This window comes from Arthrobacter sp. R-11, assembly GCF_049913155.1.
Lineage (GTDB): Bacteria > Actinomycetota > Actinomycetes > Actinomycetales > Micrococcaceae > Arthrobacter.
Genome location: NZ_CP183979.1, coordinates 2508116 through 2522613, shown reverse-complemented (window position 1 = coordinate 2522613; position 14498 = coordinate 2508116). Strand labels below are relative to the sequence as shown.

Annotated in this window: 13 protein-coding genes; 11 read left to right on the top strand and 2 right to left on the bottom strand. The window is 68.5% G+C overall.

Annotated features, from left to right (window positions below):
- Positions 1 to 56 precede the first annotated feature (56 nt).
- The 3 genes from ACN9M4_RS11395 to ACN9M4_RS11385 are packed head-to-tail and all read left to right on the top strand — an operon-like array spanning position 57 to position 3169.
- Positions 57 to 1367, top strand: coding sequence for an extracellular solute-binding protein (locus ACN9M4_RS11395; RefSeq protein ID WP_426303456.1), 1311 nt, complete (start codon positions 57 to 59; stop codon positions 1365 to 1367).
- A gap of 3 nt (positions 1368 to 1370) precedes the next feature.
- Positions 1371 to 2285, top strand: coding sequence for a carbohydrate ABC transporter permease (locus tag ACN9M4_RS11390; protein ID WP_426297954.1), 915 nt, complete (start codon positions 1371 to 1373; stop codon positions 2283 to 2285).
- A complete protein-coding gene (locus ACN9M4_RS11385; RefSeq protein ID WP_426297952.1) occupies positions 2282 to 3169 on the top strand; it encodes a carbohydrate ABC transporter permease in 888 nt (295 codons plus the stop codon). The genes ACN9M4_RS11390 and ACN9M4_RS11385 overlap by 4 nt, the downstream gene beginning before the upstream one ends.
- A 21-nt stretch (positions 3170 to 3190) precedes the next feature.
- On the opposite strand, the gene ACN9M4_RS11380 is transcribed toward ACN9M4_RS11385, so the two are convergent.
- Both ACN9M4_RS11380 and ACN9M4_RS11375 read right to left on the bottom strand, forming a co-directional pair.
- Complete coding sequence (locus tag ACN9M4_RS11380; protein WP_426297950.1) at positions 3191 to 5152, bottom strand: PKD domain-containing protein; 1962 nt, start codon at positions 5150 to 5152, stop codon at positions 3191 to 3193.
- Between the two features lie 145 nt (positions 5153 to 5297).
- Positions 5298 to 5501: a hypothetical protein gene (locus ACN9M4_RS11375; RefSeq protein ID WP_426297948.1), complete on the bottom strand. Its 204-nt coding sequence runs from the start codon at positions 5499 to 5501 to the stop codon at positions 5298 to 5300.
- 164 nt (positions 5502 to 5665) lie between these two features.
- On the opposite strand from ACN9M4_RS11375, the gene ACN9M4_RS11370 reads away from it, so the two are divergent.
- The 8 genes from ACN9M4_RS11370 to metE all read left to right on the top strand — a co-directional run bounded on the left by ACN9M4_RS11370 (position 5666) and on the right by metE (position 14487).
- A complete protein-coding gene (locus ACN9M4_RS11370; RefSeq protein WP_426297946.1) occupies positions 5666 to 6673 on the top strand; it encodes an AAA family ATPase in 1008 nt (335 codons plus the stop codon).
- 9 nt (positions 6674 to 6682) lie between these two features.
- Positions 6683 to 7594 carry a DUF58 domain-containing protein gene (locus ACN9M4_RS11365; protein ID WP_426297944.1) on the top strand — a complete coding sequence of 304 codons (912 nt, stop codon included), beginning with the start codon at positions 6683 to 6685 and terminating at the stop codon, positions 7592 to 7594.
- Positions 7584 to 8048, top strand: coding sequence for a hypothetical protein (locus tag ACN9M4_RS11360; protein ID WP_426297942.1), 465 nt, complete (start codon positions 7584 to 7586; stop codon positions 8046 to 8048). Before ACN9M4_RS11365 ends, ACN9M4_RS11360 begins: the two co-directional genes overlap by 11 nt.
- Entirely contained in the window at positions 8039 to 9022 is a 984-nt protein-coding gene (locus ACN9M4_RS11355; RefSeq protein WP_426297940.1) for a vWA domain-containing protein, read from the top strand. Before ACN9M4_RS11360 ends, ACN9M4_RS11355 begins: the two co-directional genes overlap by 10 nt.
- Positions 9023 to 9027: 5 nt before the next feature.
- Complete coding sequence (locus ACN9M4_RS11350; protein WP_426297938.1) at positions 9028 to 10020, top strand: vWA domain-containing protein; 993 nt, start codon at positions 9028 to 9030, stop codon at positions 10018 to 10020.
- Positions 10017 to 10742, top strand: a complete 726-nt coding sequence (locus ACN9M4_RS11345) for a hypothetical protein (RefSeq protein WP_426297936.1) — start codon at positions 10017 to 10019, stop codon at positions 10740 to 10742. Before ACN9M4_RS11350 ends, ACN9M4_RS11345 begins: the two co-directional genes overlap by 4 nt.
- Positions 10743 to 11093: 351 nt before the next feature.
- The gene (locus ACN9M4_RS11340; protein ID WP_426297934.1) at positions 11094 to 12062 is read left to right on the top strand and encodes a methylenetetrahydrofolate reductase; all 969 of its coding nucleotides are present in this window, start codon (positions 11094 to 11096) and stop codon (positions 12060 to 12062) included.
- A gap of 91 nt (positions 12063 to 12153) precedes the next feature.
- Positions 12154 to 14487: a 5-methyltetrahydropteroyltriglutamate--homocysteine S-methyltransferase gene (gene metE / locus ACN9M4_RS11335; RefSeq protein ID WP_426297932.1), complete on the top strand. Its 2334-nt coding sequence runs from the start codon at positions 12154 to 12156 to the stop codon at positions 14485 to 14487.
- Positions 14488 to 14498 lie beyond the last annotated feature (11 nt).

Here is a 14498-nt window from a genome sequence, read left to right as displayed (position 1 = left end):
ACCGGGCCAACCGGGCCAAATTCCGTGCGGGGCCGGCCCTGCTGGCGGCCTTCGCCTTGCTGGGCCTGTCCGCCTGCACTCCCGCCGCACCGCAGGGAACGGAAGCGAAGAGCCTGAAGGTGGTCTACCAGAAGACCGATTCCTACACCGCCCTGGATGACGTCCTTAAGGCGGCGAAGGCGGAGTTCGAGGCCGCCAACAGCGGCGTCACCGTCGAACTGGAGCCCATCCAGGCCAACGACGACGACTACGGGACCAAGCTCGCCCTGTCCCACCGATCGGCAGAAACGGCGCCCGACGTGTTCTACGAGGACACCTTCAAGGTCCGCTCCGACGTCGACGCCGGCTACCTCCTGAAGCTGGACGGCTACCTCGCGTCCTGGTCCGAGTGGGGCAACTTCACCGAGGCGGCCAGGGCTGCCGGGCGGGCGGACGACGGCGGCATCTACGCCGTTCCGCTGGGCACCGACACCCGGGCCATCTGGTACAACAAGACCGTGCTGCGGAAGGCGGGCGTCGCCGTACCCTGGCAGCCGAAGACCTGGGACGACATCCTCACGGCGGCGCGGAAGATGAAGGCCGCAGACCCTTCGCTGGTGCCGTTCAACATGTACGCGGGCAAGGCCACCGGCGAAGGTACCGTGATGCAGGGCTTCTACCAGCTCCTGTACGGCACGGGCAGCACCCTGTATGACGAGCAGGAAAAGAAGTGGGTGGTCGGTTCCCAGGGCTTCACCGATTCCCTGCAGTTCCTGAAGACCCTCTACGACGAGAAACTCGCCGTCACGCCGGCCGAGGCCCTGGATGCGAATGTCTGGAAGCGGGTATTCGGCGAGTGGCTGCCCAAAGGCAGGATGGGTGCCACGGTGGAGGGTTCCTACACGCCGTCGTTCTGGCAGAAGGGCGGCGCCTACGAATGGCCCGGCTACACCAAGGACATGGGCGTGGCGATGTTCCCCACCCAGCACGGGCAGGCCCCGGGCGGGGTGAGCATGTCCGGCGGCTGGACCCTGGCCGTCGGTGCGAAGTCGAAGAATCCGGACCTGGCCTTCAAGTTCCTCTCCACCGCCCTGAACCGCAAGAACGCCCTGGCCTTCGACGTCGACAACTCCCAGATCGCCGTCCGCAGCGACGTCGCCGCGGACCCCGGCTACCAGGCCGCAAACCCTTTCGTGAAGGATGTCTCTGCGCTGGTCGGCGTCACGCACTTCCGGCCGGCGACGGCTGACTACCCCCGCATTTCCAGTGCCGTGCAGGAGGCCACCGAAGCGGTGATCACCGGCAGGCAAAGTCCGGCTGAGGCTGCGGCAGCCTATGACGCGGCCGTGAAGAAGCTTGTCGGCGGGGACAAGGTCATCGAGAAGTGATCCATGGTTTCTCCTGAGGGCCGGCCTTCCCTTGAGGGCCGGCGCAAGGGCGGGATCCGGGGCCGGCTCCGGCTGCTGCCGGTCCTTCCCTCGGTGCTCCTGCTCGCCCTCTTCTTGCTGGCACCGGTGGCATGGTCCTTCTACGCCTCCTTCACCGATGTCGCCCTGAGCGGCAAGGCGGCACGCGAGCCGTCGTGGCTTGGACTGGGCAATTACGCGCGGATGTTCAGCGAACCCGGGTTTCCGCTCGCGCTGTGGCTCACCGTCGTCTTCGTGGGGGCCTCCGCCATTGTGGGCCAGAACGTCCTTGGGCTGGCACTGGCCCTCCTGATGGCCCGCGGCAACCGGCTCCTGTCCCGGATGGTGGGGATCGCCGTCGTCGCGGCCTGGGTGCTGCCGGAGATCGTGGCAGCCTTCGCCGCCTACGCCTACTTCAGCCGGGACGGCACGCTCAACCAGTTGCTGGGCGTGGCCGGTGTCCAGGGGGCGGACTGGCTGTACTCGTTCCCGATGGCCGCCGTCGTCCTGGCGAACATCTGGCGCGGGACCGCCTTTTCGATGCTGGTCTACCGCGCCGCGCTGGCCGACGTGCCCGGAGACATCCTGGAGGCGGCCCTCGTGGACGGTGCGGGCGGCCGGCAGCGGCTGCTCCTCATCACCCTGCCGATGATCCGCAACAGCATCGCCGGCAACCTCATGCTCATCACCCTCCAGACGCTCGCGGTCTTCACCCTCATCTGGGTCATGACCACCGGCGGCCCGGCCGGGGCGAGCACGACCCTGCCGGTGCTCGCCTACCAGGAGGCATTCAAGTTCGGCGACATCGGCTACGGCACCGCGGTGGCGTCCGTACTGATCGTGATCGGCATGGTCTTCGGGGTCTTCTATGTGCGCCTGCTCGGTGAGGCGAAACGGTGAGTCCGCCGCCTCGCGCCGGAAACACCGCAGGGACCGGAACGACGACGGCGGACCCGGCACGGCCCGGACGGCGCCGGATCCGCTGGGCCGCCAACGCCGCGCTCGCCGTGGTCGGGGCGGGGTTCCTGCTGCCGCTGCTGTGGCTGGTCTTCGCATCCCTCGACGCCGAGGCGGGGCACGCCACACGGATTCCCCGGCAGCTTTCGCTGGCGAACTTCGCGGCCGTCCTGACCCCCGAACTGCTTTTCGTGCCCCTGTTCAACAGCGTCCTGCTCGCTGCCGGGACAGCCGCCGTGAACCTGCTGGCAGCCGTCCTTGCGGCCTACCCCCTGTCCCGCCACCCTTCGCGCTTCAACAAACCGTTCATGTACTCGGTGCTGTTCGGCACCTCGCTGCCGGTCACCGCCATCATGGTTCCGGTGTACGGACTGTTCGTGCAGCTGAACTTCCTGGACTCCGTCCCCGCCACCGTCTTTTTCATGGCCACCACCACGCTGCCCATGGCGATCTGGATGACCAAGAACTTCATGGACTCCGTGCCGCTCGAGGTGGAGGAGGCGGCCTGGGTGGACGGCGCCTCGGGGATGGCAGCCCTGCGCACCGTGGTGCTTCCGCTGATGCGCCATGGCCTGGGGGTGGTGTTCATTTTCGTCTTCATCCAGGCCTGGGGGAATTTCTTCGTCCCGTTCATCCTGCTGCTGTCCCCGTCCAAGCAGCCTGCCGCCGTGTCCATCTTCAGCTTCTTCGGCCAGCACGGCGCCATCGCCTACGGTGAGCTGGCCGCGTTCTCCATCCTTTATTCGCTGCCCGTCCTGCTGCTGTACGCCATCGTTTCCCGCGGTTCAGGCCGGGCCTTCGCGATGTCCGGTGCGATGAAAGGCTGATCCACTAGGAAAGCCAGCCGCTTACGGAACGGTGGCCAGGAGGTTGTCCAGCAGCACCGTCACGGGGGCGTTGGTGGCGGACCCGGAGAGGTAGCTTGTGAAGCCGACGGCGCCCGGTCCCTGGAGCGCCGCCGACGTATCCGTGGCGCTGCGCTGCCACGCTGCAGGTTCCGGCGTGCCGGTTTCCCAGACCCGCGCCCGGACGGTGGTGGTTCCCGTGCCGGTAACCTGGAGCCGCACGGAAAGCTTGTCGCCCACGGCGTAGTTCACGCCCGCCACGGCAACCGCGGCCTGGATGGTGGTCTCCGCGCCGGTCGAGCTGGTGCGGACCAGGGAGAGGCTCACTGCTCCGGACGCGGAGACTGTCACCTTGCAGCGGTATTCCCCGGCCCCGGCGATCCGGCGGCCGATTGCGGAAAGGTACAGCCCGGAACCGCTGGCGGGCTTGTCGCTGGCGGCTTCCAGATAGAGGTCGGTCGCGGCGGAGGACACGGCAGGCAGGTAGGCGTAGTTGCTGTTCCCCGCGGCGGGCAGGCGCAGGCGTCCCGTGCCTGCGGAGACGGAGTAGTTCGCGGTGCTTCCCGTTGTCGACCAGGCACCGCCGGTGTCGGCAGTGCCGAGGCTGTTGCTGGCGGTCCGGCCGAAGGCGTCGGCCGCGAGGACCCCCGGAGCGGTGACGGTGACGACCTGGCTGGTGACCGCCGTCGCGCCGTCATTGTCGGTAACCGTGAGGCTCACCGTCCTGCTTCCGGCCGATGCGTAGCTCTTGGAGGCGGGCTGGGCGGTGGACGAGGTGCCGTCGCCGAAGTCCCACAGGTAGCCCGCGATGGTGCCGTCGGGATCCTGGGAGGCAGCGCCGTCGAAGGTGCAGCTGAGTCCGGTGCAACTGCTGGTGAAGGATGCCTGCGGCGGCGTGTTGTTCCCTGCCGGGGCGATGCTGAAGGAGTCCGTGAAGCTTCCGTCCGTGGCGAGGAAGCCGGCTGTGAGGGTGGTGGCGCTGAACTGCAGGTCGAGCAGGCCGTGGCTGGGGCTCGAGTTCAGGCCGGACCAGGCGGCGAAGTACGGGGCTTCCGGATCGGCTGCGTTGACGTCGCGCAGGGCCACGCCGCCGGTGCCCACGGTGGCGAAGACCGTGCCCGCGCCCTTGGCCAGTGAGTTGTCGGCATCGCGCACGCAGGCCGGGTTGTAGACATCGGTGGTGATCCCCGTGCAGCCGGCCGCTGTCGCGAGCTGCTTGCTGCGCTGGTACAGGTGCTCATGTCCGTTAAGGACCAGGTCCACCTTCTTGCTGAGCAGGAGGTTGGCGATTCCTTCCCCGGAGGCGCAGGGATACTGGCCCACGGACAAGCAGGGCGTGTGCATGCCCACCACGACCCAGGGAATCCCGGAGGCCCGGGCGGAATCGATGGCGTTGGACGTCCACGTGTAGTTGCTGCTTCCGGGCGCATAGTTGAGGTTGCCGGCCTCGAAGGGGATGCCGGGGGAGATGACGATGAAGCGGGCCAGCGGGTCCTGTTGGGGGACGTCCACGTAGTACTGGCGGCCATAGGTGCCCACTACACCGGGAAGCTGGTTCGGCAGGCAGGCGGAGAAGTTGTTGATGTAGCCGTTCTGCCCGTTGCTCTCATGGTTGCCGGAGACCAGTTCGAAGGGGAAACCGGCCCCGGTGCGTGCGGTGACGAAGTCGCACCAGTCCTGCTCGGGGAGGCCCGCGGTGTAGGAGAGATCGCCCAAGGCGAAATGCAGGTCCGGCCGGACCGTGCCGATCCGGGAGAGCACGCCTGCGGCGGCGCTGGAGGTGGAATAGTCCCCGGCGGCGGTCACGTGCAACTGGCCGGGCACTGCGGGAAGCACCGCCTGCAGGGCGCCCGCCTGGACGTTTCCGGTCCGGCTGGGCAGCGCCTGCGGCGCAGGCAGGGGCACGCTTCCGAATAGCAGTACGACGCCGGCCGCTGCCGCCGCCAGGATCCGTCCAGGTCTCATCGCGCACTCCTTTGGCCCGCTGTTCCGGACATCTTTGTCCGGCGCCAAGGCCCGGGAAGGGCGTTGCCATCACGGAAGTCCGGGGCGATGGACCACCGTGGCGTGAGACCGCACGAGGCGCTAGTGGCGGCAGTGCCGCCGGGTTTCAGTCGATGTCCTCCACGATGGTTCCGTAGGGGATGTTCTCGTCGAGGTGGGCCTGGTGGCCGGTGGGTCCGGGGTTGTAGGAGATCCGGACGCCGTGGAGCCTGTCCGCGGCTGATTGCATCAGGATCGGGCGGATGGTCTGGACGACCCGCTCGCTCTTGCCTTCAAGGTACGCCTGGTAACTATCTGGGAGCTCAATCATGGCTAAAGGATAGCCCTGCGGCCCCCGCATGGGGAGGGCTCCCCATTGCCGCATCAGAGGTGAACGGCTTGGCTGTTAGGGCCGGTTTCCTGCCCGTCCGGTGCCGGGAGAGCCGGACCGGAGGACGCCAATCCGGACGGGCAATCCAGCGGAGGGGACCACAGGTGCTTCAGAACACCGCCACTGTCAGCATTCAGGGGAACGAGATGGCCCGGGCACAGCAGCTCGTCGCCGCCATTTCGCGGAGTTTCGAAGCCAAGGTGGTAGGCCAGGCCAGGCTGCGGGAAACCCTCCTGATCGCCCTGTTGACCGGCGGACACGTCCTGTTGGAAAGCGTGCCCGGGCTGGCGAAGACCACCGCGGCGCAGGCCGTCGCGGAATCCGTCAGCGCCGACTTCCGCCGCATCCAGTGCACCCCGGACCTGCTCCCGAGCGACATCGCCGGCACCCAGATCTACGACGCCGCCAAGGGCACTTTCGTCACGCAGCTTGGCCCGGTGCACGCCAACGTCGTGCTGCTCGACGAAATCAACCGCTCCAGCGCCAAGACCCAGAGCGCCATGCTCGAAGCCATGCAGGAACGCCAGACCTCCATCGGCGGGCAAAGCCACCCGCTGCCGTCGCCGTTCCTGGTGCTGGCCACCCAGAACCCGATCGAGCAGGAAGGCACCTACCGCCTCCCCGAGGCCCAGATGGACCGCTTCATGCTTAAGGACGTGCTCGATTACCCGGATCCGGCAGAGGAAGCGGAAATCATCCGCAGGATCGACGCCGGAGTCTACAGCCCGGCACAGAAGCTGCCGGCCGCGGTGTCCCTTGATGCCGTGATCGAGGTACAGGAACTGGTGCGCAGGATCTACATCGATCCCGCGATCGTGCGCTACATCGTCGGGATCGCGTACGTGACCCGCAATGCCGCCCAGTATCTGGAACCGCGCCTGGCTTCCCTCGTGGAATTCGGCGCCAGCCCGCGCGCCAGCATCGCCTTCAGCCAGGCGGCCCGCGCCCTGGCACTGCTCAACGGGCGGGACCACGTGATCCCCGAGGACGCCAAGAACCTCGCCCACCGCGTGCTGCGCCACCGCGTCGTGCTGGGCTTTGACGCCGTCGTGGAAAACATCCGGGTGGAGGCGGTCATCGACGCCGTGCTCGCCTCGGTACAGACCCCCTGAGGGCGCCCCATGGCGAGCCTGCTCAAGCAAGTGCAATCAAAGACGTTCATCTTTGCGCGCCGGTCGGCCCTCGGCCTGCTGGACGGCGAGTACGGCTCCGTCTTCAAGGGCCGGAGCCTGGATTTCGACGAACTCCGTGCCTACACACCGGGGGACGAAGTCCGCGACATCGACTGGAAAGCGACCGCCCGGCACGGTGCGCCCCTCGTGAAGCGTTACGTCGCCGTCCGGCGGCAGACCGTGCTGCTGGTGACGGACACGGGACGGAACATGGCCGCGCTCGCCGCCTCGGGGGAATACAAGCGCGACATCGCCGTCCAGGCCCTCGGCGTCCTGGGCTACCTCGCGCACCGTCACGGCGACGTCGTCGGTCTCGTGCATGGCAACGGCGCGCAATCACGGACCATCCCGCCGCGCAGCGGCGAAGACCACCTTGAGCGGCTCCTGCAGGAGGTGGACCGCAGCACAGTGCTCGACGGCGGCCCGAGCGGCATCGCGCGGCAGCTTGAGCACGTGCTGTGCACCTTCCCGCGCCGGATGCTGCTGGTGGTGGTCGCTGATGAGCTCCTGCCAGACGCCGCCACGGAAGGGCTGCTCCGCCGCCTCCAGGCCCGCCATGAAGTCCTCTGGTTCACCGTCCGCGACGCCGAGCTGGCACGCGCGTCGGACGCCGGGGCCTTCGAAGTTGCGGACGGTTCGGGCATCCCGGCGGCCGTGGCCGCCGATCCCGTAGTGCGCGCCGCGTACCTGCGGGCCGGCCACGAGCGCGAACACCGCAGGCAGGAGCTCTTCCGCCGGCTCGGGATCGCAGAAGGCAGGGCGGGCGGCAGCACGGAGGTACTGCCGGAACTCTTCGCCCTGCTGGAGCGCCATAGGTCCCGCGGAAGGCACAACTCCAAGGGGCAACGGCATGCAGGATGACTCCGGCTTCTATGCCCCGCTCCAGTACGGCACGCAGTGGATGTGGCTGGGCATCCTGCTGCTCGTGCTGCTCGCCGCAACCTTGGCGTGGCTGTTCCGCCCGGCCCGGAAAGGCCACCGGGCAGCCCGGTCGGCCGGACCGCCGTCGGAGCTCCCGGCCCTCCGGGCACGCTACCTGGCGGCCATCGACGCCGTCGTCGCCGACGCCGGTACCGGCCGGCTCCCGCAACGGGAAGCACACCAGCGGCTCAGCCTGCTGCTCCGGGGCTTCGCGGGGGAGGTGCGCGGGATCCGGGCCACGCACATGACCCTGGAGGAACTCCACGCCCACGGCTTCGGCCCGGTCGCCGCGGGCGTCGCCGGGATGTACCCCGCCGAGTTCGCCGCTGCCCGCCCGGCCGCCGTGGAACGGTCCGCCGAGCTTGCCCGCCAGGCGGTGCGGACATGGAGCTGAGCTTCTGGTGGATCCTGCCGATCGCGGCCGCCGCGCTGGCCCTTGCCCTGTACCTGGCTGGAAGGCGCGCCCGGGGCAAGTATGTGCGGCCCGTTGCCCACAGCGAGCGGCTCACCGCGCTTCCGGAATACCGGCGCGCCCTGCGACGCCACCGCCGCTGGCTCGCGGCCGCCCTCGTCTCAGGCCTCCTGCTCCTGGCGGCAACAGCGCTCGCCGCAGCCCGCCCGGCCGAGCGGAGCACCACCCGGCCCGAACTGCGCAACCGGGACATCATCCTCTGCCTGGACGTCTCCGGCTCCATGGCCGGCACCGACGCCGCCATCACAGGAGTGTTCGAAAGGTTCGCCAGGGAGTTCGACGGCGAACGCATCGGCATGGTCATGTTCGACAGCCGCGCTGTGCAGCTCTTCCCCCTGAGCGACGACTACGACTACATCGCGGGGGAACTTGCCGCCGCCCGCAAGGCCTTCGACGTCGGCGGGGACTCCTTCTTCAGCGGTACCTGGGGAGGCAGAGGATCCTCGCTGGTCGGCGACGGGCTGGCCAGCTGTATCCGCAGCTTCCCCGGCTCCGAGAACAGTCAGGATGCAGGCCGCTCCCGCAACGTCATCCTCGCCACGGACAACTACGTTTCCGGGGTGCCGATCTTCACGCTGGAACAGGCGGCCCAGCTCGCCAAACCCAGGGGAATCAGGATCCACGCCCTCAATCCCGGCGACCTCGACTACGGGGAGGACAGCAACCAGCCCGGCGCCCGGCTCAGGGCGGCGGCCGAGGCGAGCGGCGGCAGCTACTTCGCCCCGGACAGCCCGGACGCCGTCCCCGGAATCGTGCAGAAGGTCCAGGAAAGCGAAGCCACGGCGCAGCAAGGCGCCCCGCAGCTCATCGTGTCGGACCGGCCGGAGCCCGCGCTCCTGGCCGCGCTGCTGGCCGGTGGCGTGCTCCTCTATGCGGGATGGCGGCTGGAACCGTGAATCCCATGACCCTCACTTTCGCGCCGGTGCTCCCTTGGTGGCTTATCGCGGCAGCTGCGCTCGCCGTCGTCGTTCCCGCCGCGATGGCCTTGCACCGCAAGCGCGGAGGCCGGCCGGTACGGTTCGCCGTGTTGCGTTCGACCGCGCTGCTGCTGCTCCTGGCGGCCGCGCTGCGCCCCGGCTGGCCCGGCGGGGATGCCCGTGCCGCAACCGCTGAACTCGATGTCTTCTTCGTGGTGGACAGCAGCACCAGCATGGCCGCGGAAGACTACGGCAATGCCGCTCCCCGGCTGGAGGGCGTCCGGAATGACATCACAGCGATCGCCCGTGAGCTCGCCGGCGCGAAGTTCGCCCTCATCACCTTTGACGGCGCCGCCGGGGTGCGCATGCCGCTCACCCAGGATGCCGACGCCTTGGCCGCCGCGGTGGAGGTTCTGCAGCCCCAGGCAGCGTTGTACGCCCAGGGGAGCAGTGTCACCATCGCCGGCCCCCTGCTGGAGGAACGGCTCACGGCAGCCAAGGTCCGGCATCCGGGCCGACCCACCGTGGTGTTCTACCTGGGCGACGGCGAGAACACCAGCCCCAAGCAGGGTGCCGCGGAGCTGGGCATCGAACCCGGGCTTGTGGCCGGGGGAGCGGTGCTGGGTTACGGCAGCAGAGAGGGCGGCCGGATGAGGGACGTTGCCGGAGACGGCGCGTACCTGGAGGAGAACACCGACGGCGGCCGGCGGGATGCGCTGTCACGCATCGATGAGGGGCAGCTCCGCCGGATCGCGGACGGACTCGGCGTCCCGTACGTGCACCGCGACGCCGGGGACGCAATCGGCGCGGCACTGGGCAAGGCCCGTCCGGGGACCCTCAACACCACCACTGACGAGGACGGCGAGGGGCGCACCGAACTGTACTGGATCTTCGCGCTCCTGGCCTTCGCGGCCGCCCTGCCCGAGCCGGCGCGGCACGCCGTCGCCCTGAAACGCCTCCCGGGACAACGGCCATGAGCTCTGCAGAAAAGGCCCGCGGAGGCGCCGGAGCCCGGCGGAGCCGCCTGCTGTGGGCGGCGTTGCCCGCCGCCGTCGTGCTCGCCGCGGCCGCCAAGCTGCTCTCCCTGGCGCCCGTCGGGGCGGCCGCGGAAGGCGCCTTCACAGACAAGGACGCACCCGCCCTGGCAGCAGCCGCGGACTGGCTCGGAACCGCCAACTTCATCGAGCCCTACAAGGCGGACTTCGCCAAGGGGGACGCGCACGTGCTCCGCGGCGACTTCGCGGCGGCTCGGACATCGTTCGAAACAGCGCTCCGCGGTGCACCGGAAGCCGAGGGCTGCCGGATCCGGGTCAACCTGGTGCTCAGCATCGAAAGGCTCGGCGACGGCCGCCGCGGGGCCGGGGACGATGTGGCGGCCAGGGCGCTGTACCGGGACGGGCAGTCCGTCATCAAGGATGCGCCGCAAGGTTGTTTCCATGCAGGCGGACCGGGCAACGCCGAGGGCGAGGGCGACCGTTTATCCGAAACCCGGGAACGCCTGGAAGCCAAGGCCGGGGAAAGCGGAGGCAAAGGCGAGGACGCCGGAGAAAGGCAGGCGGCGGATTCCGCGGCGCACGAGCAACTGCAACAGCTCGAAGAGTCGGCGCGGAAGGCCCGGCGAGAGCGGCTGGAAAGCGAGCAGCGCGGCGAATACCTGCGGAACCCGGATCCTGGCGTGACGGCCGAGCGGCCCTGGTGAGGGTGGCATCGAACAATATTCACCAGGCCGGGCAAAACGGCCGTAAAACTGCGTCTTAATTCGGCCGGAGATTTGTGGGCCCCCGGCCACGGGCCTAGAGTCGTACACAAGCTACCGCGGTAACGTGTCAGCGATCCTCCTCAGGAGGGTGTGGGTGCCCCCATGTGGGCCTGACATTTGCACACGGTCGGCTTCATTCCAGGCGTAACAGTCGCGGCTGCGTCCTGCTGAAGTCCGTGCCCGTGTATCCCCAAACTAAATTCACGGACCTCCTGCCGAATCCAAGGCAAGCCCTGTCCAGGGTAGCCCTTTGGGGCGGTGCGGTCCGCTGACTCACAGCCAAGGACGCAAATGTCGCCACCAAGCCTGATCGACACACATCCCAACCTCGCCACCTCGGCACCGCTCGCCCTGTCCTATGAACTTTTCCCGCCCCGTTCCCCGGCGGCCGCGGAATCGCTCTGGACCACTATCGGCGAACTTGAAGCCACCGACCCGGACTACGTGTCGGTCACCTATGGCGCCAGCGGCTCGAACCATGACACCGCCATTGAGCTGATCAACCGGCTCCTCCTCGAAACCACGCTCCGTCCGCTGGCCCACCTGACCTGCGTGGGCAACACTCCGGAAGAGCTGGCCGAAATCATCGGCGACCTGCTCGACCACGGTGTGCGCGGCATCCTGGCCCTGCGCGGCGACCTGCCGAAGGACGGCGGCAAACCCGTGGACGGGTCCTTTCGCTACGCCCAGGACCTCATCGAGCTGATCCGCCGCGTCGAACAGCGCCGCTCGGCCCTGCTCTGCGCCGGCAAGATCGCCGTGGGCGTGGCCGCGTATCCCACCCGGCACCCGGAATCCCCGAGCGAAGCACACGACATTGAGGTACTGCTGGCCAAGCAGCGCTCCGGTGCAGACTTCGCCATCACCCAGGTGTTCTTCCACGCCGATCAGTACACCGACCTGCTGTCCCGGGCCCGCCGTGCCGGCGTCACCATCCCGATCATTCCGGGCGTCATGCCCCTGACCAGCCTGCGCCGCCTCAAGCGGCTCGGTGAGCTCACCGGCGTCGAACCCGCCCCGGAACTGATCGACAGGCTCGCCGCCGCGGACACCGACGCCGAACGGCGCCGGATCGGCGTCAGCGCCACGGTGGACCTGGCCAATGCAGCGCTTGATGCAGGAGCCCCCGGAATCCATCTGTACACCTTCAACGAGCACACCTGCGCGCTGGACGTGCTGGACAAGCTGGCCCTGCCCCGCCCCGCACGACCGGCCAGCCGGCTCAACGCCATCGCCCGCCGCCAGGAACTGGTCGGCTGAGCAGCCGGCCGGCAGCGTCATCTGATTTTTGGCCCGCTATGGGCTGATGGATCCCGCCGAGGGTCCGCACTTCACATATTTGATGAAAACCATGCCTGAAGACAACCTCACCCCCTTCCCGTCCGCGTCCCTGCTCGGCTACCCGCGCATCGGCCGCCGCCGCGAACTCAAGAAGGCCGTCGAAGCCTACTGGGCAGGCAAGATCGACGCCGCAGCCCTGGATGCCGCTGCGAAGGACATCCAGTTGACCACGGCCAAGCGCCTGCAGGAACTGGGCCTCAACGAAGCCGCCGCCGTGCCGGGCACCTTCTCCTTCTACGACCAGGTCCTGGACGCCACCGCCCACCTGGGTGCTGTCCCGGCCCGCTTCGGCAAGCTCCTCAACACCGAGGGCCAGCTGGACATCGACGGCTACTTCACCCTGGCACGCGGCAACAAGGAACAGCAGCCGCTGGAAATGACCAAGTGGTTCGACACCAACTACCACTACCTGGTTCCGGAAATCGGCCCGGAGACCGAGTTCACCCTCGCCTCCAACCGCATCGTCGAGGAATTCGAGTTCGCGCTGGCCAACGGCATCGAAACCCGCCCGTACATCGTCGGCCCGGTAACCTACCTGCTGCTGTCCAAGGCTTCGGACGACGCTCCCGCCGGCTTCGCTCCGCTCTCCCGCTTCGAGGATGTCCTGCCGGTGTACGTGCAGCTGCTCGAAAAGCTCGCAGCAGCCGGCGCAAGCTGGGTCCAGCTGGACGAGCCCGCCCTGGTTGTCGACCAGGAGACCCCGGCCACCGAAATCGAAGCTGCCGTTGCCCGTGCCTACGAGGTCCTGGCCGGTGCCGCCGCCCGTCCGCAGCTGTTCGTTTCCACCCCGTACGGCTCCCTCGACGGCCAGCTCGGCGCCATTGCCGGCACCGCCGTCGACGCCCTGCACATCGACGTCTTCAAGGGTGCGGTTCCATCCGCAGCCGCCCTGGCGGCCCTTGGCAACAAGACCCTGGTTGCCGGCGTCGTGGACGGCCACAACATCTGGCGCAACGACCTCGCCGCTTCCGTAGCGAAGCTGGACGAATTGAAGGCCGCCGCCGGCAAGCTCGCCGTCAGCACCTCCACCTCCACCCGGCACGTCCCGCACGACGTCGAGGAAGAGGCCAAGCTGTCCGCAGAGCTGCGCAGCTGGCTGGCCTTCGCCGACCAGAAGGCCATTGAGGTCAAGACCCTCGCCGGCTACCTGGCGGACCCGGCTTCCGCGAAGGCCGCAATCGACGAAGCTTCTGCTGTCATCGCTTCCCGCGCCGTCGCCGAAGGCGTCCGCCGCGAGGACGTCCGGGCCCGCACCGCGGCCCTGACCGCCGCCGACTTCAGCCGCTCCGAGTACTCTGTCCGCGAAGAGGCCCAGGAGAAGGCGCTGCAGCTGCCGCCGCTGCCCACCACCACCATCGGTTCCTTCCCGCAGACGTCCGAGATCCGCTCGGCACGTGCCCGCAACATCAAGGGAGACCTGACCAACGAGCAGTACGAGCAGCTCATGAAGGACGAGATCAAGCGCGTCGTCGAGCTGCAGGAAGAGCTCGGCTACGACGTCCTGGTGCACGGCGGGCCCGAGCGCAACGACATGGTCCAGTACTTCGCCGAGAACCTCGAAGGCTTCGACGTCACGGTCCACGGCTGGGTCCAGTCCTACGGCTCCCGCTGCACCCGTCCGTCCATCCTCTGGGGCGACGTCACCCGTTCGGCCCCGATCACGGTGGCCTGGGCCGAGTACGCCCAGTCCCTCACCGAGAAGCCGATGAAGGGCATGCTGACCGGCCCGGTCACCATCCTGGCCTGGTCCTTCGTCCGCGACGACCAGCCCTTGGGTGAGACCGCCAACCAGGTGGGCCTGGCCCTGCGCGACGAGATCGCAGACCTCGAAGCCGCCGGTATCAAGGTCATCCAGGTGGACGAGCCCGCCCTCCGCGAGCTGCTGCCGCTGCGCAAGGCCGACCACGCCGACTACCTGAAGTGGTCCGTGGATTCCTTCCGCCTGGCCACCGCCGGGGCCGAGGACGCCACCCAGATCCACACCCACCTCTGCTACTCCGAGTTCGGTGTGATCATCGACGCGATCGACGGCCTCGACGCCGACGTGACCTCCATCGAAGCCGCCCGTTCCCGCATGGAGGTCGTCCACGACCTCGAGTCCCACGGCTTCGGCCGCGGCGTCGGTCCGGGTGTCTACGACATCCACTCGCCGCGTGTCCCGGGCGAGGCTGAGGTCACCGAACTGCTCTCCACCGCCGTCAAGCACGTCCCGTCCCGCCAGCTCTGGGTCAACCCGGACTGCGGCCTGAAGACCCGCGGTTACGCCGAGACCGAAGAGTCCCTGCGCAACCTGGTCAAGGCAACCAAGGCTGTCCGCGCGGAACTGCTGGAAACGGCCAAGTAGCCAAGTAGACC

Excerpts from the sequence above, each read along its gene's own strand:
- ACN9M4_RS11360 (WP_426297942.1), top strand. The coding sequence starts at position 7,584 with ATGCAGGATGACTCCGGCTTCTATGCCCCGCTCCAGTACGGCACGCAG.
- ACN9M4_RS11380 (WP_426297950.1), bottom strand. The coding sequence starts at position 5,152 with ATGAGACCTGGACGGATCCTGGCGGCGGCAGCGGCCGGCGTCGTACTG.
- metE (WP_426297932.1), top strand. The coding sequence starts at position 12,154 with ATGCCTGAAGACAACCTCACCCCCTTCCCGTCCGCGTCCCTGCTCGGC.
- ACN9M4_RS11390 (WP_426297954.1), top strand. The coding sequence starts at position 1,371 with ATGGTTTCTCCTGAGGGCCGGCCTTCCCTTGAGGGCCGGCGCAAGGGC.
- ACN9M4_RS11345 (WP_426297936.1), top strand. The coding sequence starts at position 10,017 with ATGAGCTCTGCAGAAAAGGCCCGCGGAGGCGCCGGAGCCCGGCGGAGC.
- ACN9M4_RS11350 (WP_426297938.1), top strand. The coding sequence starts at position 9,028 with ATGACCCTCACTTTCGCGCCGGTGCTCCCTTGGTGGCTTATCGCGGCA.
- ACN9M4_RS11375 (WP_426297948.1), bottom strand. The coding sequence starts at position 5,501 with ATGATTGAGCTCCCAGATAGTTACCAGGCGTACCTTGAAGGCAAGAGC.
- ACN9M4_RS11365 (WP_426297944.1), top strand. The coding sequence starts at position 6,683 with ATGGCGAGCCTGCTCAAGCAAGTGCAATCAAAGACGTTCATCTTTGCG.
- ACN9M4_RS11340 (WP_426297934.1), top strand. The coding sequence starts at position 11,094 with ATGTCGCCACCAAGCCTGATCGACACACATCCCAACCTCGCCACCTCG.
- ACN9M4_RS11355 (WP_426297940.1), top strand. The coding sequence starts at position 8,039 with ATGGAGCTGAGCTTCTGGTGGATCCTGCCGATCGCGGCCGCCGCGCTG.